The organism is Alteromonas sp. R7 (genome assembly GCF_055755235.1).
The window spans coordinates 378,271-398,971 of record NZ_JBVTQX010000001.1 but is presented as its reverse complement, the minus strand read 5'-3'; the positions used below and the strand labels follow the sequence as shown (position 1 = coordinate 398,971).

Annotated in this window: 16 protein-coding genes; 11 read left to right on the top strand and 5 right to left on the bottom strand. The window is 44.2% G+C overall.

Annotation, left to right across the window (positions count from 1 at the left end):
• Positions 1-79: 79 nt before the first annotated feature.
• Positions 80-1,756, top strand: coding sequence for an acyl-CoA dehydrogenase family protein (locus tag AC0J2X_RS01670; RefSeq protein ID WP_377949023.1), 1,677 nt, complete (start codon positions 80-82; stop codon positions 1,754-1,756).
• A 120-nt stretch (positions 1,757-1,876) separates the two neighbouring features.
• On the opposite strand, the gene AC0J2X_RS01665 is transcribed toward AC0J2X_RS01670, so the two are convergent.
• The 3 genes from AC0J2X_RS01665 to AC0J2X_RS01655 form a co-directional block, all read right to left on the bottom strand.
• Positions 1,877-3,214 (bottom strand): GGDEF domain-containing protein, encoded by a 1,338-nt coding sequence (locus tag AC0J2X_RS01665; RefSeq protein ID WP_472995705.1) that lies wholly within the window; start codon positions 3,212-3,214, stop codon positions 1,877-1,879.
• A gap of 232 nt (positions 3,215-3,446) precedes the next feature.
• A complete protein-coding gene (locus AC0J2X_RS01660; RefSeq protein WP_014977131.1) occupies positions 3,447-3,998 on the bottom strand; it encodes a DsrE family protein in 552 nt (183 codons plus the stop codon).
• 17 nt (positions 3,999-4,015) lie between these two features.
• On the bottom strand, positions 4,016-5,077 hold the full coding sequence (locus AC0J2X_RS01655; protein WP_472995704.1) for an L-dopachrome tautomerase-related protein: 1,062 nt from the start codon (positions 5,075-5,077) through the stop codon (positions 4,016-4,018).
• Between the two features lie 252 nt (positions 5,078-5,329).
• Between AC0J2X_RS01655 and AC0J2X_RS01650 the strand changes: the two genes are divergently transcribed.
• The 7 genes from AC0J2X_RS01650 (at position 5,330) to AC0J2X_RS01620 (ending at position 15,161) form a co-directional block, all read left to right on the top strand.
• Complete coding sequence (locus AC0J2X_RS01650) at positions 5,330-5,905, top strand: DUF4136 domain-containing protein (protein WP_472995733.1); 576 nt, start codon at positions 5,330-5,332, stop codon at positions 5,903-5,905.
• A 175-nt stretch (positions 5,906-6,080) separates the two neighbouring features.
• Entirely contained in the window at positions 6,081-6,740 is a 660-nt protein-coding gene (locus AC0J2X_RS01645) for a hypothetical protein (RefSeq protein ID WP_472995703.1), read from the top strand.
• Between the two features lie 169 nt (positions 6,741-6,909).
• Positions 6,910-8,895 carry a class I adenylate cyclase gene (locus AC0J2X_RS01640; protein WP_014977135.1) on the top strand — a complete coding sequence of 662 codons (1,986 nt, stop codon included), beginning with the start codon at positions 6,910-6,912 and terminating at the stop codon, positions 8,893-8,895.
• A 162-nt stretch (positions 8,896-9,057) separates the two neighbouring features.
• Positions 9,058-9,450 carry a BlaI/MecI/CopY family transcriptional regulator gene (locus AC0J2X_RS01635; RefSeq protein WP_014950296.1) on the top strand — a complete coding sequence of 131 codons (393 nt, stop codon included), beginning with the start codon at positions 9,058-9,060 and terminating at the stop codon, positions 9,448-9,450.
• Positions 9,443-10,684, top strand: a complete 1,242-nt coding sequence (locus AC0J2X_RS01630) for a M56 family metallopeptidase (protein ID WP_472995702.1) — start codon at positions 9,443-9,445, stop codon at positions 10,682-10,684. Before AC0J2X_RS01635 ends, AC0J2X_RS01630 begins: the two co-directional genes overlap by 8 nt.
• A gap of 306 nt (positions 10,685-10,990) precedes the next feature.
• Entirely contained in the window at positions 10,991-11,581 is a 591-nt protein-coding gene (locus AC0J2X_RS01625) for a DUF2780 domain-containing protein (RefSeq protein WP_472995701.1), read from the top strand.
• A 145-nt stretch (positions 11,582-11,726) separates the two neighbouring features.
• Positions 11,727-15,161 carry a DUF748 domain-containing protein gene (locus AC0J2X_RS01620; protein WP_472995700.1) on the top strand — a complete coding sequence of 1,145 codons (3,435 nt, stop codon included), beginning with the start codon at positions 11,727-11,729 and terminating at the stop codon, positions 15,159-15,161.
• 171 nt (positions 15,162-15,332) lie between these two features.
• Here the strand turns inward: AC0J2X_RS01620 and gloA are convergent, their stop codons facing one another.
• Together gloA and AC0J2X_RS01610 are read right to left on the bottom strand one after the other, a co-directional pair.
• Positions 15,333-15,881 carry a lactoylglutathione lyase gene (gene gloA / locus AC0J2X_RS01615; RefSeq protein ID WP_014950300.1) on the bottom strand — a complete coding sequence of 183 codons (549 nt, stop codon included), beginning with the start codon at positions 15,879-15,881 and terminating at the stop codon, positions 15,333-15,335.
• Between the two features lie 169 nt (positions 15,882-16,050).
• Positions 16,051-16,884: a YehS family protein gene (locus AC0J2X_RS01610; protein WP_231513097.1), complete on the bottom strand. Its 834-nt coding sequence runs from the start codon at positions 16,882-16,884 to the stop codon at positions 16,051-16,053.
• Between the two features lie 60 nt (positions 16,885-16,944).
• On the opposite strand from AC0J2X_RS01610, the gene AC0J2X_RS01605 reads away from it, so the two are divergent.
• From AC0J2X_RS01605 to AC0J2X_RS01595, 3 genes are read left to right on the top strand one after another with little or no spacing between them, the layout of a single operon-like run.
• A complete protein-coding gene (locus AC0J2X_RS01605) occupies positions 16,945-17,454 on the top strand; it encodes a (2Fe-2S)-binding protein (protein ID WP_039228167.1) in 510 nt (169 codons plus the stop codon).
• Entirely contained in the window at positions 17,454-18,479 is a 1,026-nt protein-coding gene (locus AC0J2X_RS01600) for an FAD binding domain-containing protein (RefSeq protein WP_049587884.1), read from the top strand. The genes AC0J2X_RS01605 and AC0J2X_RS01600 overlap by 1 nt, the downstream gene beginning before the upstream one ends.
• Positions 18,466-20,679 (top strand): xanthine dehydrogenase family protein molybdopterin-binding subunit, encoded by a 2,214-nt coding sequence (locus tag AC0J2X_RS01595; protein WP_069944688.1) that lies wholly within the window; start codon positions 18,466-18,468, stop codon positions 20,677-20,679. The genes AC0J2X_RS01600 and AC0J2X_RS01595 overlap by 14 nt, the downstream gene beginning before the upstream one ends.
• The last annotated feature ends 22 nt before the right edge of the window (positions 20,680-20,701 follow it).

Here is a 20,701-nt window from a genome sequence, read left to right as displayed (position 1 = left end):
GATAGTGCTTTAACGTAGCCCTTTAAAGTAAAAGCCCATTTCAAGGGTACACCTTGTATATTCACCAAGTGGAAATGCCATGACTTCATCAAATCGATTTGTTACGCACGTTGTAGAAAACCAACCCACCATTTCCACGCCCTATAATTTGTGGCGTGATGACACCTTACTGCGCGTGTTAGTCGATCAGCATTTGCCATCATCCCACCAGCATGACGAAGGGTTATTAGGCCAGTATGGTCAAATCGCGGGGGATGCACTTATGGCTCACGGAGAGCTTGCAAATAAGAATAAGCCAACTCTCCACACATTCGATCGCTATGGCCGCCGCATTGACGATGTTGAGTTTCATCCCAGCTATCACGCGCTTATGGAAAGTGCGATGCAGCACAATGTACACAACTATTCGTGGAAGCATGAAGGCATTGAAGGCGCACACACCTTCAGGGCAGCGCTAATGTATATGCATTATCAGGCTGAGTCTGGCACGTCTTGCCCGCTGACTATGACCCACGCAGCTATTCCGGCCATGCGGTATGGAAAACAGCTGCCACCCGTATACCTAGAGAAAACCATTAATGGTGTTTATGATCCTCGTTCCCTGCCAGCTAGTCAGAAACATGGACTGACTATTGGTATGGGGATGACTGAGAAACAAGGTGGGTCGGATGTTAGGCGTAATACCACTACAGCGGTTAAACAGGCTGATGGAAGTTACCATATCGTAGGGCATAAATTCTTTTTCTCAGCCCCCATGTGCGACGCTCATCTTATACTTGCGCAAGCCGAAGGCGGACTAAGCTGTTTTTTGCTACCAAGGTTGTTGGAAAATGGTGCACTCAATAACGTGCGAATTCAGCGTTTGAAAGACAAGCTGGGTGACTGGAGCAATGCATCGTCTGAAGTTGAATTTCAGGAAGCCACGGCATATTTGATTGGCGAAGAAGGCCGTGGTGTGCCGGTGATCATAGATATGGTGTCGCTTACGCGGTTAGACTGTATGATTGGCTCATCAGCACTTATGCGACAATCACTGATTCACGCCTTACACCACGTAAGTCATCGCGACGCATTCGGCAAGACATTAGTCAATCAGCCTTTAATGCAAAATGTGTTGGCAGACCTCACCATTGAATGTGCAGCTGCTACTGCACTCACTATGCGCGTTGCCAAAGCGGTTGATAGTGCATCGAGCGATAATCATGAAGCTGCACTGGCAAGGCTGGCCACCGCAATTGGAAAATACTGGGTTTGTAAACGCACGCCTATGTTTGTTAACGAAGCTCAAGAGTGTTTAGGCGGTATTGGTTACGTTGAAGAAAACCCCATGCCACGATTCTATCGCCAAGCGCCTCTGAACTCCATTTGGGAAGGAAGTGGAAACGTACAATGTTTAGATGTACTGCGCGCACTCGCCAAAGAGCCCAATGTTAAAGAGGCTTTGTTTAGTGAGCTTAAAACACAAGCAGGCAAAAACAAGCACTATGATATTCATCTTAGTAAGCTATTTAACGAGCTATCAAACACGCAGAATATGGAAACGCGCAGCCGATATTTAACAGAACAAATGGCGCTAGCGCTACAAGCATGTTCACTTCTTGCTACGTCACTTAATAACGACAACGCCCTTATCGACATTGCCCACACCTTCTGTGAATCAAGGCTTGGCAATGCATGTGGTTTTGCCTTAGGTACATTACCCGACACCACACCGTTTGAGAAAATCATTGCGTTTGGGCAGGTATCTAATGACTAAGCAACATCGTACGCTTTCTTTCAGCAAAGATGGCATTAAATAAGTAACTTTCGCTTATTTTGACTTTAAGTACCCCAGAATTGCAGGGTTAGAGCTTCATAGTACGTTAGATAGAAGTGCTCATGCGATATTAACGACGTAGTTTTTATCAGTGACAAAACAGTTTCTGCCATTTTCTTTAGCCGAATAAAGATGCTTATCTGCGCGTTTCAAAGAAACCTTGAATGATTCACCAACATTAACCACTGTGTAACCTATGCTTATTGTTACATTTTGTTCATTCCCTAAAAATGAAAATTTGAGAGTTTGAATCGATTTCCTCAGTCTGGAAGCAAGGTTATGCATACCCGACTTTTCTGCGCCAGATACGATGATGGCAAATTCTTCCCCACCTATTCTGCCAATGCAATCGTTTTCTCTAAGACAGTTTTTAAGAGCCTCTGCTGCCTTAATAAGCACCTCGTCTCCAGCTTCATGCCCATAAGTATCGTTGATTTTTTTGAAATAATCTAAGTCGAGCATCATTATACCAATATCGTAAGATAACCTCCGCGCCCTCTTAATCTCTCTTTCAGCCTGTTTGAAAAATGCTAAACGATTAGCAACAGAAGTCAGGCTGTCGGTGTATGCGAGATGTTCTAGCTCTGTCTTGGCCTCTTCCAACTCTTCAGTTCGGGTGATTAAGGCTTCTGTGCGCTGCTCCACGATTGATTCAAGCTCGATATTGTGTTTTCGAAGCGACTCCCCAACGCTGTTTACCCCATTTTTAAGTTCCTCAATTTCATCATGGAGTAATTTCTTGCGCCCAAACTCTACAGGCATAAACTCTTCATCAGGCGAGTAATTTAACAACCACTTATGTATGGATATGATCCGACTTACAATTAAACTGTAGAATACTGATAGTAAGAAAGCCGAGACAATTAAAGTCTTAAATGCTTGTGATACTAGAATTATAAATGCGTCGTTTTTGAGTTCATTAAGGAGTAAGGCGTCAGAGGTTACTAGTTTTACCTCTCCAACTTTGGCGTCATTATTATCAAATTTATAATTAAGGTCGAACGTGTGTTCTACAGAGAAACCACCAAAAAAACCTGATAGTTCAGGTGATAAAAATGCTAGTTCGCCGCCTTTTCTAATAGGGTGCCCAACTTCAATCTTATCTGTCGGCTTTTTACCTAGACCCGTAACAGAAACGTAGCTTATGAAATCATACGATTGAATACCTGTAGCTATGAGTTCAACACCACTTGCGTCTAATTCAAAAACAGCTCTTGAGATAGGTTGCCCATGAACCCTTTCAATATCACGAAGAAATTGTTCCATTTCTTGTTTTCTTTCTTCATAGGACAGAGCCAACTGAAAGCAAGTTAAAATGATAGTTAAACAACCACTCACCAAAAGTATTTTCTTGAGCAATAAGAGTGACAATGGGCTTTTCAAGATACTTTTATTCATTAGAAATACTCCCTTTTTCATTCGATTATCAAAGTATCCATAGTCTAATTTGTAGCTATATCATATTTTCAGTCCTCGCAAAACGTAAACTTCTGCCGCCTAAGTGCTAATACAAGCAAGGCATTTTTAGACGCAAAACAAGCCTGAGTTCTTTGTATCCTCCAACTCCCTCTCTTTGTGTTAAACAAGCTAATGTCATAGGCTAACCCATTCCTCGCAAATTATAACCAACCTAAAAAGGGTTAACCGAATACCCTTTTTGTGCCAGGCGCGCGTGGGCTGTCATGGCTGACAAATCCATTTTCACTCCGTCTATCAACGCATTTTTTTCAACGCCATGGGCAGCGGCAGACTGCCCACACACTATTACGTCTACACCTTTCTCCATCAACGCTACAAGTAGCCTTTCGTTTCCATTAGGTAAGCCCTTACGCTCTTTGAAGTTTGCAGTTTTAAGCACTTCTTCTGTGGCAGAGCCGTGAACGACAAGCGCAAGCGAAAGATTTTCCTGCTTAACTCCGTTGGCTACGTGCATATTGATAAACCGTGCCAGCGACTCAAACTTGCGGTTTACCTCACCAGGGCTTGCCGCTTTGGCTACGTCAAACGCAACCTTGAACGTCTGATTTTCAGGAAAACTTACGCCCTCAACATGAGCATGCTTGCCGAAAGTGTCAAACACAGGGCCATAATCAAAATCTGATTTAGCTGAAGCTTGCCCGGCTACTATGAGTGCTGCTGCAAACCCCAGTGACGCGCTGCCAATCCTTTTTGTGATGCTCATCGCTAATTCCTCGAACTTTAACGCGCAGGTAGCGCTGTCTTATACACTTCAAATGTCATGTCGCTAACATCACTACCCGCATCTTGTATTTTGCTATTGGTATAGTAAAGCGCATTGTTGTAGATACTAAAGGTATCAGCCCAATTCACCACATCACCTTTCACAAGGGTGCGAAGGTCTAGACTTGGCGTAAGGTACTGTACTTCATGCTTTTCCAGGTCAGCTAAATAAACATTACCTTGATGAAAAATCATGCCATCTGGTGCGCCTGTCGTCGCTACTTTTCGCACTTTTTCTGCCAACACGTCGTTTGACGATTTCTCGATGTCTGATGTGTTGATGGCATACAGCGAATAACCAGACAATGCGTGAAAATATAGTGTGTCGTTTAACGCATCTAGCGCGATCCCGTCAGACTGAACAGGCATAGTAAAGGGTTTGCCCTGAATACTTAACGCATCGACTTCAGCTTTAGTGGTTTTATGGTTATCTAAAATTCGATAGCTGGTATTGTCATTAAGGTTATATACCACTAAACCCGCGTGAGCCGAGTCGGTCATATAAATGCGATTCGTTTTTTCGTCTACTCGCAAGTCATTAATATACGAATCAGGATGGTAAGCGTCTTCGCTAAGTATCAAGGTCCCTTCTATCTCGTTTGAGGCTAAATCAACAACAAATAAGCGAGGTGCATCCACTACACCTTTAAACTTAGGATTTCGGGTGTCCAATACATACAGCTTATCCTTGTGCGCAACCACTGACTGCACCGCTAAAAAGCAGTCTTTTCTTACTTCACTTTGTGCCACACATTCATTTGTTTGGCTATTAGGGTAAGCGACAAATTCTCCGGTGTCGGTAACCTGAGCTACGGAAAAGCGAACGCCGTCACGCCAGTTAGGCGCATTCACAAATACACGACCATCATTACTTACCGTAACACCGGTAATTTGCGTGCCCTTTATGTCGCCCACTAATTCAACATTCGCGTCTGGTGAATGTTGCGCGATTGCATTTACAGAAAAAAGTGCGGCGACACTCGTGGCAAGTACCCCTTGTTTTATACGCTTTGTATTCATGTCCTTTTACCTTTAATTAGTGGCTTAGCTTGTCAGCACACACCACAAAGCGGTGCGCATTAACAAAACTGAATGGAATAAAGCATACGGTCTTATTGTGAATGTGGAACACCTTTTAGCGGCTTATCTATGCAGGCTGACGAAAATCAAGTGGTGAAACTAGCTTTACCACTTATGAGATCCAAAACACGGTATGCTCTCGTTTAAGTTAAGAGCTAACAAACTTTACTGAAAATTATGCACAGCAGTATGATGAAAAAACGTGAAACTGGTTTAATGCAAAAGGCAAAGTATTTGAAAACAGTGCTACTTTTAACAGCATGTATGGTCGTGGTTGCCGCATGCAGTAGCAGTAAGCCTCAGGTAAATATGGATGAAACACAAAACTTTGCCGATATTAAAACGTTCTATATTCAGCCTCCTTTAAACCCAATCAACGCGACGCTGGCCAATCATCTTTCCACAGCCATTACCCAGCGGCTCATTGAGAAAGGCCTCACCCCATCTTCGGAGGAGGACGCCGATATTGCGGTGGGATACCTACCTTCCACCACCACTAAAGAGGATGGCACCACCTTGAATCTAGGGCTGGGCACCGGAAGTTACGGTCGCTCTGGCGGCATTTCATTGGGCAGCATTTTTAGCATTCCGGTTGGAGAGCAAACCACGCTTCAACAAGGGCTTCAAATTGACATGGTTAAAGACGGTACATTTGTTTACAGCGCGTCGGGAGCGGTAGAGCTGGAGTCGAAAGACAGTATCAGCATTCAAAATAAACTTGATGAACTCGTCATCAGGCTCCTTGAGCAATATCCGTCTAACAGATAGCTCACACCTGGGTCAGCAATAAGAACCGACTTCTTCGCTAGGGGCTCGCAAGAGCCCCTACTCCATAAAAACTCTTCTTAACGATGAACTTGGCGCTGATTTTGCGTATGAATGCCTATATTAGGTCCCTCACTTTTATGCCTCACGCTATGAAGTGAGCTACACAGAGTCAGAAATGGATACCACATACAGCCACTTGTCGTCTTCACCTTCACTATTCAATTACTTGGGCGACACAGCAAATGCCCAAAGCGCACTTCAAGATGTTGTAGAAAAATCCAAGCAGGCCAATGCTCTCGGAGATGCGTTCAGTGCGTTTAATGGTGAACTACAGGGCAATCAAATTGACGCATATCTTGAAAAAATAGAAAGCGGCGAGGCCTCACTCAACGGCAACACAATTGCAAACTACCTCGATTTTAATCGGCAAAAGCTTGCCTCGGAATTAAGTGATTTAGCGGCAAAGCTTGGTATTTCAGACGATACAAAGCTAACGGTGAGTAAAGGCGAGCTGGTAATTGAAAGCAGTCAGGGCGAGCAAGAGCTTGATAAAACCACGTTGCGCCTACACCAGTACCTAGAAAAGGACACCAACCTTACGTCACTTATTCAACAAACATCTCGTCTGTCTCAGTTCAAAGAATGGGGAGATGCCACGTCATTTGCATCAACACTACAAGAGAAAGGCACTGACGAAGCGACTATCCAGTCATTTTTAAAAGAAGCCCGAACGTCAGTGACGTCTGACAATACGCTGATATTCAATAAAAACGGGTTCGGCTTTTCTTCCGATGGTAAAACTGATGCGCTAATTGATGCATTTGATAAGCAGTAAGGGCAATCTTACAAAGTGAATAAGTCTCTATTCATTACCTCCCTCTTACACGAGAGCAGATAAGTACCGAATATTACAAATTAAGAATCACTTTTTCTGTGCGAAATTAGAGGAAGTCGACGCGAAATAACGCTATGCTTGGCTGCATGATGAAGTGCAGATTGACATAATGGCAGCGCAACAGCCGCTTTCCGTTCAGCAAAACCTTACTATTAGGTTATTGCGCGTATTGCGATACAACAAAGCACGTATTGAGCGTGCACTTACGCTCATGCCTGAAAAGCACAGGCCGCTTTTTCATGTGCTTCCCTTTCTTGTACATGTTAACCACGAAGCCCTTCCAGGATATGTGGCCCCACTCACCTCGGGTGAAACCGTTCCATTTGGTATCAACAATTACTCGTTTAGACCTGATGTAGAACAAGCTTTGCAGCGCTGTTTTCCTGCACAGAGTCACTTGTTTTCAGACATTAAGCAAATTTGGCCAAGACAGCGGGCGGTTGATGCACTGGTTTTAATGGGTAGCGTGGGGACTATTGCTCAGACTGACGACTCAGACTTTGATTTTTGGGTGTGTATTGACGGTAAACGTTTTTCGACTACTGAGCTGACTTTACTTCAACAAAAGCTAACAGCCATTGAAAAATGGGCGGATAACACCTTTGGTATTGAAGTGCATTTCTTTTTATCTGAGATAGATAAAGTTAAGCAAAACGATTTTGGCGTCGCTGAAGGTGAAAGCGCGGGCTCGGCGCAAGCCCTGTTTCTAAAAGCTGAGTTTTACAACACCAATATAGTAGTAGCAGGCAAAGCGCCGTTTTGGTGGCTTACTCCAGAGAAAACAACAGAGAAGCAGTATCAGGCTATTTACAATAGTTTGGAAAAAGGCGGCTCACCAGACGTAGACTGGTTCATGGACTTGGGTCACCTAGAGCGACTAGACGCAAGCGAACTTTTTGGCGCCGCCATCTGGCAATTAGGCAAAGCCATGGACTCGCCATTCAAATCCGTATTAAAAATGGCAAAGCTTGAAGTATACCTTGCCAATATCTCTCACGGACAACCACTGTGCAACCTTTTGAAAAAGCATGTACACCGCGGTGCTGAAGCTCCAGGGCATGTTGCTGATATCGATCCCTACGCACTCATGTTTGACGAACTCATCGCTCACTACAAAGCCAATGGTCAGGCGGAAGATATTGCTGTATTGCAGCAGTGTTTATATTTGAAATGTGGGTGTACATTGAGCCACCCGCTTGTAGAAGGTGAGCAAGCGAATTTCAAACGCAAAATTATGGCCTCGTATGCAAAACAGTGGGGGTGGAGCCGCAAACTACTTGCCCACTTGGATAACCAACAAGATTGGACATTCAATGAACGTGTACAGCTGAGCCGTCGAATTCACCGCTTTTTATTAAAGTGTTATCGCCGCATCTCCAAAGAGATTAGTCACCATCAACAGGTGATGGATCAAAAAGACATGACCGTTCTGGGCCGCCGATTAAGTACCTATTACGCTAAAAAGCCGGATAAAATTGAGTTTTTGCGACGCGCTTTTGACGAAAGCCTTTACTGTGAAAAGATTACCATTGCTATGCGTCAGCTCAAAAATGGTGATGAAGTATGGTCAGCCTATGCTGGTGATTTACTGAGTAAATCGGGCATTATCGACGATTCGCAAAAAGTTACTCAAGCGGCTAGCGCCATTGCACTGATGGTCTGGCTTGTGTCGAGCAAAATAATAGATACAAACAGTAAGGTTTATCTCGATTATAATTACGGTGAAGTGAGCGAACTAGACTTGAACGATTTGCTTAAGCATTTGTGCAAGTATTTTCCTCCTGTCAAAGTGTCGTCACTACCGCGTAATGACTTGTTGGCGCCAGAACGCATAACCGCATGTTTTGCCATTGTGAACTTCCCCACCCTACGCCAAAAAGCCACGGTAGAGAATGTATCTATTCTTTATACGACGTCTTGGGGTGAAACCTTTTTGAGACACGGCAGCGACGTGCTGGATACACTGTGGTACGACTTACAAGAAGTAACCCCAAAGCCGCCGTGCTATGTAATGGTGCCACGTGGAAATCAACAAGCACGAATACTCGGCGAGTTCTTAGAAGCTAACGAGCTTAATTTCACCGTTTTATACTGATACACCCAACGTAACGCTTTCAAAGAAGCGCCAAGCGTAGTACTCCATCTCACACTATCTCTCCGTTTAAAAAATATGCAGAAAAAGCTTGCGCTTTAGAATTACAAGTGTAATCTAAAACCATGGACTACAAATGTAATCAAAATAACAGACGTCGTAATTATGAGTAAAATGTCAGACAAACCCGAAATTTCAAACGCTGAATTTGAAGTGCTGGACGTACTGTGGGACGACCATCCTGCCACGTCGAACGAGGTTATTGCGCGACTGAATGACAAAAAAGACTGGCACGAAAAAACCGTAAAAACCTTGTTAGGCCGCTTGGTAAAAAAAGAAGTGTTAGGGTTTGAAAAGCAGCAGCGCCAGTATCTTTATTATCCACTGATTGCTAAAGAAGACTATACAAAGAAAGAAACCACGAGTTTTGTTAGTCGACTGTTTAAAGGCAAGATCGCCCCTATGGTTGCTGGTTTTGCAAATCAAAACTCGTTATCTAAACAAGATGTGGACGAGCTCAAAGCGCTTATCAAGAAATGGGAAGAAAACAATGATTGATTGGATTATTGCTCAGCAGGGTATTTTGTCGCTAGCGCTTGTTTTACTCATGGTGTGCGAACACTTTTTCACTAATAAAATTGGGGCTTCGCTTACCTATAAGCTATGGGCGCTGATACCAGCTTGCCTCATAGTCAACAACCTTCCAATGTCGCTGGTTAACATTCCATCAAATAGCTTTGCTCGCTATGTGGTTGGCGTTAAGCCCACATTAAACACCGTTGAGTTTGAAACCTGGTTTACTGTATGGGCGATTGGCGTAAGCGCAATTACAGCCTATGTCTTAGCGCATCATCTTAAAATATGGGCATCGATAGGAAAGCGCCACGCTATCCACACCAATGCCTACTATTCCAGTAAAGCTACCACACCTATGCTATTTGGTTTTATCTTCCCAAAGGTGCTTATTCCCTTCTCATTTAAAAGTGCATTTTCGATTCAACAACAAGCACTGGTATTAGAGCACGAGAACGTACATCGCAAACATTACGATCACCTGTGGAACGCGTTAGCGCTGATTATCGCTATTGTATTTTGGTTCAACCCACTGATTTGGCTTGCGCTAAAATCCTTCAGAATTAATCAAGAACTGGCTTGTGATCACGCAGTACTGAAAGACAAGACAGACAACGAAAAACTTACCTATGCAAAAGCACTCGTGCAGTGTGCAGAGCATGGTTCAGACGCCCTGCACTTTACACGCGGGCTTTACCCAACCTTTGGAGAAAAAAGGACTATGATCAAACGTTTAAACGCGATAAAGCAACCTATACGTAACAATAAGGTACTAGCTGCAGGCGTACTTTCAATTGCCGCCATGCTCACCATCAACACGGCTTTAGCCAATGCGCCAATAGCAGAGACAATATCTGACGCTAAGATTAACCAGGCATCGCCGGTTAAACGCGTTCCACCAAGCTATCCAGAAAAAGCAGCGCAGCAAAATGTAGAAGGTTTCGTTGTACTCTCTTTCGATATTACTGAAACGGGCGCTACAGATAATGTAAAAGTAGTAAAATCGGTACCTGCTGGCGTGTTTGATAAAAGTGCAAAAGTTGCCCTGAAACAATGGGAATACAAGCCTCGTATTCAAGGTGGCAAAGGTGTAAGGCAGACCGGCCTTCTGGTGCAGCTAGACTATCAACTTGGTGCCTCTCTTGATACGGCGAGTGTTGAAAAGAATGCTTCCCCTGATGTAGAGCGTATAATCGTTCCACCCAAACAGAGCAAGTAAGCCCCAAAATTGTCAGAATACTAAAAGGAGCGTATCGCTCCTTTTAGTGTTTTGTCTAATTGACCTAGTTCCTGCCTGCTGCACACTACCACTCGATCACCCAAGTCTCTTATAAAATGTAAAGTGCCTTTACAATTTCTATAGAGAATTTACGACCTCACTACGTTAGAATGTGAGTATTCACACACCTGAAAACTTCTAATTTATGGAAGGTTTAAATAGTCGATAGCGCAATTGCTACGGTTATTTTCAATCATGTTACTCCAGATGGGCTTTCGCTGCTGGTGTACAAAAAGGAAATCTATAATGAATCGTATCGTTTTAGCACCTACAGTGCTTGCCCTTACTTTTTTTACTACTTGTGCTAATGCCAATATTGATCAGCTTAAAGGTCTGTTAGGCGGTAAGAAAGCGGAATCGACAGTAACTTCCAGTAGCCTAACTGAAATGGCAACCAGCGCAGCATCTAATATCGACTTGGCTAGCTTAGTGAGTTCAGTTGCAGGTAACCTTAACGTGTCTGAAAACCAATCAGAAGGTGGCATAGCGTCAATTATGAACTATGTACAAGGCAACCTTTCAGGCGCTGATTACGCCCAGTTGGCAAACAGCATTCCAGGTATTGATGCCCTGCTTGAAGATATTCCCTCTCTTAGTGGTAACTCAGCAGCAAGCTCAAGCTCTTCACTATCAGGCTTACTCAATAAGGCCTCTGAGTACAGCTCTACACTTAAATCGGTAAACGACTTAAAGCAACAATTTGAAGCGCTAGGCCTTTCAACCGATATGATTGCCAGCTTTGTCACTCAAATCAGCTCGTATCTAAATGTAAATGCAGATGAAGAAACACAGGCGTTGTTTAAATCTGGCCTAGATAATTTGCTAACCGCTCTGTAACCTGTCTAAGGCGTATTAATTCTCTTCTACAACCCAAATTAATACGCTTTAACTTTTTTGCAGGGGCTTTTAGCTTGGTGAAATAGCAACTCCTGTTTATCTTTTTACATTCAAATACACAGCCTAATCGCCTATGCAAAATGCAATGTCTCGGTTTTCTACGAAGCCCAAATGGTTTCGACTATCCACTTATCTTGTTCTCATCTACCTTACTTACGCGCTTCTTATCGGCGTAGTTACGCCTGCGGTGTTAAAGGCAAAGTTACCCAACATAGTAAAAGAAAACATTGGAAGAGATGCTGCTGTTGAAGATATTGCAATCAACCCTTTCTTGCTAAAGATAGAAGTGACTAATTTTGTTATCTATCCAAATATACACTCTTCAAATGAAAGCGAAGATAACGTCGTAATCCTGAACCAAGAAAATCATTTTTTTAGCGTAGGCAATGTTTCGCTGGACGTTGGATTCTGGCAATCACTTTTCACCTTCACTCCTGCCGTTGAATCGCTAACCATAGACGAACCTTTTGTTTCAATTGCACGTTTAAGCGAAAGTGAAGACACACAAATCTTCAACTTCTCTGACATTCTCACCCACATAGAAAAGCGCAATACGAATGTCCCCACCGAGCCTGAAGATGCTAGCGAAGGACAAATTCCCCGAATTACGTTACGTGACTTTGCGCTTAACGAAGGGCGAGTGGTTATTGAAGACAAGGTGACCAACACCCTGCTTGATTACCCAGAACTGAGCGTTGACTTGCAAGATTTGGATACTCACGCTTTGATCACTTCAAGTAGTGTTGGCAACAAAAACGCTAACCCTAAAAGCGATAAAAGTGAAAGTGATCAATCAAAAGGTAAGTTAGCGTTCAACCAATATCAATTTAACTTGCTCACCGCAGAGAAAGGTAACATCGCCATTGATGGCGAGTTTCAATTATCTCCACTAAAAGTTACGACAGACATCACGATAAACGATGTAGCGCTTACGCCGCTTTGGTCACTTTCGAAAGATTTGATAGAAGCAGATTTAGTAGACGGCAAGATTAACTTAAGCTTACATGCTGAAGTTTTTGAACAAGATACAGCCTTCCAGTTTATTCTAGAGCGTGGCGAATTTGGTGTTAACAACCTTGTGTTTAACGCTGATTCTTCGCCAGCCACAACAGGCACCGCCAAGAGTTCGCAAGAGATCATTGCCATACCCGCGTTTGCCATACACGATATAAACGTAAACGCATTAGAACAGCAAGTTAGCATTGCTGAAGTTGCTTTTGACAACGTTCGAGTGTCGGGTCTATTTGACAAGTCAGGGCTTGATTTACAGCGTCTGTTTACCCCAAAAAGCCCAGCGGCAGATGCTACATCAGCTAACGCTAACCCCAGCGCAGCGCAAAAGGGAAATAGTGAAACAGAAGATGAGGATGTTTCCAACGTAGCAACCGACAGCGCAAATGAACTAGCACATGAGACCTCGTGGTATGTTGAGCTTCACCAATTTGCATTTAATGACGGTAGCATTGATCTTTTAGAGCGTAGCGTAAGTGACGGGACCTACTACCGCATCAGCAACCTCAATATTAAAAGCGGAAAAGTCACTACTGACTTCTCTAAACCTATTTCATACACCACCAGTTTACATGTCTCTGCCGACCCACAGACGTTTAGCGACACATCCAAAGGTGCACTAAGCAGTAGCGGCAGCGTAGTTATTGCAGAACAAACTGTGCAGGGTAAAGCAGCGATTGAGCAACTGGTGCTAAGTCAGTTCCAGCAGTACGTTTCCCCCCACGCAAATGTGACCCTTGAAGAAGGGCTATTTAATTTAAACGTTGAGTTTGATGGGGCATTTATGAACGCCGCTGATAAAGAAAATATCGACTCACTAAACGTTAAGGCGAGTACTAGCATTAATAATTTAAGCGTACTGGATGACGCTAGCTCTCCCCTACTACAGTGGCAGTCCTTAAATGTAGACAACATCGAATTTGACCACGCATCGAACCAGCTACGCGTAGACAACATTCACCTACAAGCGCCATTTGCACGACTTATTATTGATGAAGCTAAACAGACCAATGTGAGTAAGCTGATTGTCGCTTCATCAGACAAGTCCGCTAACAGTGAAAGTGCCAGCGAAACTGGCAGCGCAACCACGTCGAAAGCATCAAACGCAAACGTGCCTGCGGGCACTACAGCTGAGCCTTCACAAGCCAACGAATTGGCCATTGCCGTTAACACCATATCAATAGAAAACGGCAAAGCGTACTTTGCTGACCATTCATTAACGCCCAAATTTGCATCTGCTATAGAAAGTTTAAATGGCAAAGTATTGGGAATTGACTCTCGCTCAACTTCCCCTGCCAATGTGGATATCACCGGAAAGATAGACAACTATGCTCCGGTCAAACTAGCAGGCACTATTCACCCATTAAAAGATGATATAGACCTTGATTTAGATTTTTCAGTCAAAGGCGCCGAACTGACTTCAGTTAACCCTTACTCAGGCACCTACATGGGCTATTACATTGACAAAGGCTTGCTGTCATTGGCTGTGCAATACAAACTAAACGGTAAGGCACTGGAAGGTAAAAATCATGTTGTTATTGACCAATTAACGTTGGGCAAGAAGTCGAACTCTGATCAGGCATTAAGCCTACCGCTTGGCCTTGCTATTGCGTTATTAGAAGACAGAAACGGCGTTATCGATTTGGGTTTGGATGTGTCTGGCGATATCGATAGTCCGGACTTCAGTTTCGGCTCCATTATCCTCAATGCTATTGGCAATATTATTACAAAAGCTGTTACTGCACCCTTTTCGCTACTTGCGAACCTGGTTGGCAGTGACGACGAACTCGACAACGTTGAGTTTGGGTTTGGAGAGCATTCGCTAAATGCGGACGCTCAAGAAAAACTGAATACCCTTGCCAAAGCACTTAAAAAACGTCCAGGACTTAGGGTTAATATCGAAGGTACTGTCAACGCCATGTCTGATGCAAGTGCCCTAGCCCAACGTCAGTTAAACACTACACTTTTAACAAGAAGCGGCGATGCTGATGCATCTGCTACTTCCGGCAACGCTAGTACTAACGAAAATTCTCTTGCTGGCGGTGAAAATGAAAGTTCCAACACCCCTGGCAGCGTACAGCGAGACTCAATAAGTGGCAGTAATATCCCACTGGAAGGCCCGTTAGCCGATGCGCTTTTATCCTACTATGTTGAGGTGTTTACACCTGACCTTAATCAAGAATATGACAACATGGTGGCGCAGCTTTACCCTGAACTCGCAAATTCAGACAATGAACAGAGCCAAAAGAGTGCTGATAACAATAAGGAAGTCATTAACGAAGAAAGTGTAAACCGAGCATTAAGCATTGCCCGATACAACAAACTACGTAACAACATTGATATCCCTGAAAGTGACTTAATCCTTCTGGCTGACGCGCGCAGTAAAGCGGTGAAAGGTTATTTGGCAAATGAAGCTGAGGTAGAAGCGAATCGCTTATTCTTGCTTAATACCCAGCACGACTTACATACCGAATTTAGCGGTGTGGAATTAACGTTAGAAGCGAAGTAATGAACGGGTTGGCTTGAAAATAAAACCCTATAATTTAGGGTTCCATAAGGTCACTAAACAAAAAAAGGGTAGCTTATTCAGTTAAGCTACCCTTTTTTGTAAACAGTGACTTCTGATACTACTTGCTACTTAAAACCCAGCTAGCAAATGGTACCGTAGTGCGTGCCTCGCCTACTTCTTCAAATGGGGCGCGCAAGTTGCGGATACGTTAGACGCGTTGAAAATTTCGATCCAATAGCCGTCTGGGTCTTTGATAAATGCGATCCCTTTCATAGAACCATCATTAAGCCCTTTCTGAAAAGGAACGTCTAGTGATGCAAATCGTGCACATGCAGCTTCAGCATCAGGCACATGAAAACCAATATGCCCAAAACCTTTTGGCTCTGTATTTCCGTTATGATAATCCACTGTTTCTGGTGTATCGCCCCAATTGTGGGTTAGCTCCAACATGGCCGGGCGACCAAAAGTTTGCTGAGTACGTTCGTCTACATCGTCAGAAATATCAGAGAAATCATCACCTGCCGCCAAAAAATAAAGGCTGAACTTCATTTCTTCAAAATCTAGACGCTTAATTAGCGTCATTCCCATAACTCGCGTATAGAAATCTAGCGAACGCTTGGGGTCGGCAATGCGCAGCATAGTTTGGTTGAACACAAAACCTTGTGTCGCGGCATCTTTCTCTTCATACAGGCCTTCGGCCTTATCGAAATGTCGGCTCATAATAGTCGTCCTTAGCGATATAGATAATTAAGGCAAGGCAATCTTGCTTTGCCTAAAAACGAGTGCATAGAAGTGAGGGGTAATTTTCTTTTCACAACAGCACTTAGTCTATCCTCTTACGCGCTTTACCTCAGATGCGTTTTATTCAACGCCTATTTTTACAGCGCTTTTATTTTTTAGGGAGCTTTCCCCAAACCGAACCTGCATCACTTTTTTTCACTGGCGACACTTTAGTATTGGTGTTTTTGCCAGCCGCTTCTTTTTGTTTGCTAGCGCCTTTATTAAATGAGCTTGGCTTAGTACCAGAAGTGCTTGAGCTATCTGATTTTTTATGCGAAGTTTGTCGCGTGGACTCCGGTCGATATTTTTTCACCATACCTTGCAACAAATTGCGAACCACTTGATCGCCAGCAGGTTTAAAGTTGCGATGGTCTGGCTTTCTAAAAAACGCCGACAGCTCACCTTTACTCATTCTAAAGTCTGCTAATTTAAGCACCGCTATCATATCGTCATCTTTATAACTCATCGCAATACGGATTTTGCGCAGTACTTCATTATTACTTAATCGCTCTTTTGGCCCCAGCTCTTGAGGCATTTGCCCTTCTTGACGACCACGATTTTTAATAATCAATCCATCTAGAAACAGCGCAATAATCTTATCGCGACACGGCAGATAGCCCTCTTCGCCTTCCCGCTTCATCACAGCATGTAAATAATCAATTTCCATGTCGTAGTTCACTAATTTAAAAATACTTATGGCGGCGGTATCGTTGATAGCTAATGCATAACGAAGGCGACGTAAAACATCGTTGTGGATCATGAAAATGGGCCTGAAAAGTGGAGTAGCCAATAATTGGTATGGATTACAGTGTAGCGCTACGTGCGCTTTCGCATATTTTACACTACTTGGCCATTTGCATCTATCGCTGGCTGTCGGGTGCGTAATTTCTACCAACACATAGTGAAACCAAATTAACGTACTTGGCGTAACGACATTGTACATCTGGTTTCGCTCATTTCATCGGCGTACCGAAATTGAGCTCATTGGTAGAAGGATACTTCCATGGCAACATTAAATCTCAACGGGAGAGACGTCAGTCTTCCCGATGATCCACGAACGACTTTGTTAGATTTTCTCCACCAGCATTTATCACTTTTTGGCACCAAAAAAGGTTGTGACCACGGACAATGTGGTGCTTGTACCGTTATCGCTGACGGCAAGCGTATTAATGCATGCTTAGTGTTTGCATTCCAGTTAGAAGGCGCTGAAGTCACAACTATTGAAGGCATCGGTGAAGGTGAGAGTCTTCATCCGCTGCAAAAAGCTTTTATCGAGCGTGACGCGTTTCAGTGTGGCTATTGCACATCTGGTCAAATATGTTCAGGCGTATCCCTACTTAGGGAAATGAAAAATGAAGACCCTAGCGCAGTTACTTATAGTCAAACTCGTCACAGTAAAGCTTCATTGAAAGAAGATATCAGCGAACGCATGAGCGGTAACCTATGCCGCTGCGGCGCCTACCCTAATATTGTGGATGCTATAACCGATGTCATTGCTTTGGAGAGACAATAATGCAGCCATTCACTCTTCATCATTATAACGGCGAAAAGCCGTTGAGTAGCCTGCCCCTGGACACAAGATCACGTTTTTTGGCCGGAGGTACAAACCTAATAGATTTAATGAAACTACAGGTAGAAACGCCTAAAACATTAGTAAGTCTTGCGAAATGGGATAAAGCTAACACTATCAGCGAAGATGACAATTACTATTATATTGGCGCCATGGTGACTAATTCTGACTTAGCGAAGTTCGCTCACACGCAGCCCAATGTGTCTTTACTTGCGCAAGCTTTATTAAGCGGTGCAACAGTTCAACTTAGAAATAGGGCAACCACTGCAGGCAATTTGCTACAACGCACCCGCTGTTATTATTTTTACGACACCACAAAAGCCTGTAATAAACGAGAGCCAGGCACTGGCTGTAGCGCATATAACAGCATGAATAGAATTCATGCCATATTTGGCACTAGCGAGAGCTGTATCGCCACACACCCTTCCGACATGGCCGTAGCCATGATTGCGCTTAACGCACAGGTACATACGCAGCAACCTGATGGCAACACGCGTCAAATCGCGCTACGAGATTTCTACCGTGAACCTGGCGACACGCCGCACATAGAAACCCAATTAGACGAAGATGAACTCATTACCCATGTCAGCATAAAGAAAAAAGCAAACGGTACTCAGTACTATCACAAAGTACGCGACCGTTCTTCCTATGCGTTTGCACTCGTTTCTGTTGCGGCTGGTTTGAAAATTGAAGATGGTCGTTTTAAAGACCTTTCTCTCGCCTTTGGTGGTGTGGGCACCAAGCCTTGGTATCCGCAAAAAGCAATCAGTTTTCTTGAAGGCGCGGAACCAACCCAAGAAGTCATATTGCAAGCCGCGGAAGCTGAGTTATCCAAAGCAAAAACGTTTGGCAGTAATGACTTTAAACCAGAACTATTGCGCAGGACGTTAACAAAAGTGCTTTTAGAGTTAGCAGAACATCAGGTAAAGCACCCAGGACATGAAGGAGCTTTATATGACAACGCATAATGCCAAAACTGTAGGGACGCCAGTTAATCGAGTTGATGGTTCAGCAAAGGTGTCAGGTCAAGCAAGGTACGCTGCGGAGCATATGAGCGATCGCACTCCTTTGATAGGCTGGGTTGTATCAAGTGATACTGCCGTAGGTAAAATCACATCCCTTAATACAGAGCAAGCGGAACAGGCCGAAGGCGTACATGCAGTTATCACGTATAAAAATGCAGGTACTCTTAAGCCATTTAGCAAGCCTGCAGATGAAAGCAGGTTTACTCAAAGTCGCGCCGTACTTAACGAACCTAACATTCGTCATTTCGGTGCGCCGGTCGCTCTAGTTATTGCTGATACGTTGGAGCAAGCACGCTATGCCGCAAGTCTAGTAACCTTCACCATAGACGGTGAAATACCAGATTTGCTGACAGAATTCGATGATGCAACGCAAAAACCAGCGTCGCTAGATGGTGGGTTTGAGGCAGATGCGTCTAGCGGTGATAAACCGCAGCAAAGTGATATCCAAGCAAGCATTAACGAAACTTATACTACACCCAGCCAAATCTCTGCTGCTATGGAGCCTCACGCCACGGTTGCCGACTTTAAAGATGGAAAGCTTGAGGTCTATTGTAGCGTTCAGATTATAGCGACGGCTGTTGAGGCGCTTGCGATTACGCTTGAAATGGATGAAGCAGACATCGTAGTGCAGAGCCCCTTTGTAGGTGGCGGGTTTGGCTCTAAGCTAGGTCTTCATTACGATGCAACGCTCGCTTGTATAGGGGCCAGGTATTTAGAGCGGGCTGTCAAAGTGGTGTTAAGCAGGCGTCAGGTCTTTTATAACACCCCTCATCGAGGGCACAGCATACAGAAAATCAGGCTTGCTTCTGGTGATGATCATGCACTGTTAAGCGTACAACACAAAAGCGCTATGCCAAAAGCCAAGGGCTATGAGTTTGCCGAAGCAACAGGGGCTGGCGCACGGGTTACCTATAAATCTCAGTTCATTGAAAGTACGCATAGGGTCAAAGACGTAGACCTGCCGCTTATCGACTCTACCCGTTCTCCCGGAGATGCCATTGGTTCCCTTGCTTTTGAATCGGCCATTGATGAACTTGCCCACGAAGCCGGTATCGACCCGCTTACGTTTCGCATAAAAAACCTGCCGGTAGTTCATCCTATGAAAGGCACGCGGTTTACCACCCACAACTTAGGTGAGTGCCTTCGTCAAGGCGCGCAAAACTTCAAGTGGCAGCATAAAACACAGCCCACACCGGGTAAACAAATCGGCCATGGCGTAGCGAGTGCTATGCGTATGAATGTGCTGGTGGAAAGTTCAGCTGAAGTGGAATTGAGTGCTACCGGTGAGGTAACGGTTCGCACTGATATGACAGATATTGGTACAGGCACCTACACTATTCTCACACAAATTGCCGCCGATACTTTAAATACGTCGGTAGACAATGTCACAGTAAAACTCGGTGATAGCCGCTACCCTGCTTCATGTGGTTCAGGTGGCTCATTTGGCGCAGCAAGCTCTGGTTCGGCGGTAAAAAAGGCTTGTGAAGCGCTTATTGCGAATATTAAAAGCTCACTTCCCCCAGCCCTTAGCCAAGCTGAAGTACAAATTTTAGATGGGCAAATAAAGTTAGTTTCGATTGCACAAGGTGATGATGAAGAAGTAAGTCGTCCGGTATTACTCGCCAACTTTATGTCCGACAGCGAATTCCCCATATCAGCAACCGGTAGCGTATCCGAAGATGACACCAGCGATGATGAGCAGTATTCATGTGGCGCTCATTTCGCGGAAGTAGAGGTAGATGAATACACGGGTGAAGTTAGGCTACTTCGCCAATACGGTATGTTCAGCGCGGGTCAAATCTTGAATATGAAAACAGCTGCATCTCAAATAAAAGGGGGAATGGTATGGGGTGCTGGATACGCACTTACTGAAGGGATCTATCACCATAGAGACACGGCAAGCTTTGTAAATCCAGATTTTGGTGAATATCATGTGGCAGTCAATCGGGACATTGCCGAAGTTAGCCTGGATTTCTTACAAGAGGCAGATTATGCCGCATCGCCAGTGGGCGCAAAAGGTATTGGTGAACTAGGCATTACTGGAGCAGGCGCCGCCATCGCTAACGCAATTTATGATGCATGCAAAGTGAGAGTACGAGACTTCCCCATTACCATGGATAAAATAATCGCTGGTAAAAACTAAGCAAAAAAAGCGGCCTAACAAG

What these genes read in the sequence shown, in the direction of transcription:
- AC0J2X_RS01670 (WP_377949023.1), top strand. Translation starts at nt 80, where the DNA reads ATGACTTCATCAAATCGATTTGTTACGCACGTTGTAGAAAACCAACCC.
- AC0J2X_RS01665 (WP_472995705.1), bottom strand. Translation starts at nt 3,214, where the DNA reads ATGAATAAAAGTATCTTGAAAAGCCCATTGTCACTCTTATTGCTCAAG.
- AC0J2X_RS01660 (WP_014977131.1), bottom strand. Translation starts at nt 3,998, where the DNA reads ATGAGCATCACAAAAAGGATTGGCAGCGCGTCACTGGGGTTTGCAGCA.
- AC0J2X_RS01655 (WP_472995704.1), bottom strand. Translation starts at nt 5,077, where the DNA reads ATGAATACAAAGCGTATAAAACAAGGGGTACTTGCCACGAGTGTCGCC.
- AC0J2X_RS01650 (WP_472995733.1), top strand. Translation starts at nt 5,330, where the DNA reads ATGAAAAAACGTGAAACTGGTTTAATGCAAAAGGCAAAGTATTTGAAA.
- AC0J2X_RS01645 (WP_472995703.1), top strand. Translation starts at nt 6,081, where the DNA reads ATGGATACCACATACAGCCACTTGTCGTCTTCACCTTCACTATTCAAT.
- AC0J2X_RS01640 (WP_014977135.1), top strand. Translation starts at nt 6,910, where the DNA reads ATGGCAGCGCAACAGCCGCTTTCCGTTCAGCAAAACCTTACTATTAGG.
- AC0J2X_RS01635 (WP_014950296.1), top strand. Translation starts at nt 9,058, where the DNA reads ATGAGTAAAATGTCAGACAAACCCGAAATTTCAAACGCTGAATTTGAA.
- AC0J2X_RS01630 (WP_472995702.1), top strand. Translation starts at nt 9,443, where the DNA reads ATGATTGATTGGATTATTGCTCAGCAGGGTATTTTGTCGCTAGCGCTT.
- AC0J2X_RS01625 (WP_472995701.1), top strand. Translation starts at nt 10,991, where the DNA reads ATGAATCGTATCGTTTTAGCACCTACAGTGCTTGCCCTTACTTTTTTT.
- AC0J2X_RS01620 (WP_472995700.1), top strand. Translation starts at nt 11,727, where the DNA reads ATGTCTCGGTTTTCTACGAAGCCCAAATGGTTTCGACTATCCACTTAT.
- gloA (WP_014950300.1), bottom strand. Translation starts at nt 15,881, where the DNA reads ATGAGCCGACATTTCGATAAGGCCGAAGGCCTGTATGAAGAGAAAGAT.
- AC0J2X_RS01610 (WP_231513097.1), bottom strand. Translation starts at nt 16,884, where the DNA reads ATGTACAATGTCGTTACGCCAAGTACGTTAATTTGGTTTCACTATGTG.
- AC0J2X_RS01605 (WP_039228167.1), top strand. Translation starts at nt 16,945, where the DNA reads ATGGCAACATTAAATCTCAACGGGAGAGACGTCAGTCTTCCCGATGAT.
- AC0J2X_RS01600 (WP_049587884.1), top strand. Translation starts at nt 17,454, where the DNA reads ATGCAGCCATTCACTCTTCATCATTATAACGGCGAAAAGCCGTTGAGT.
- AC0J2X_RS01595 (WP_069944688.1), top strand. Translation starts at nt 18,466, where the DNA reads ATGACAACGCATAATGCCAAAACTGTAGGGACGCCAGTTAATCGAGTT.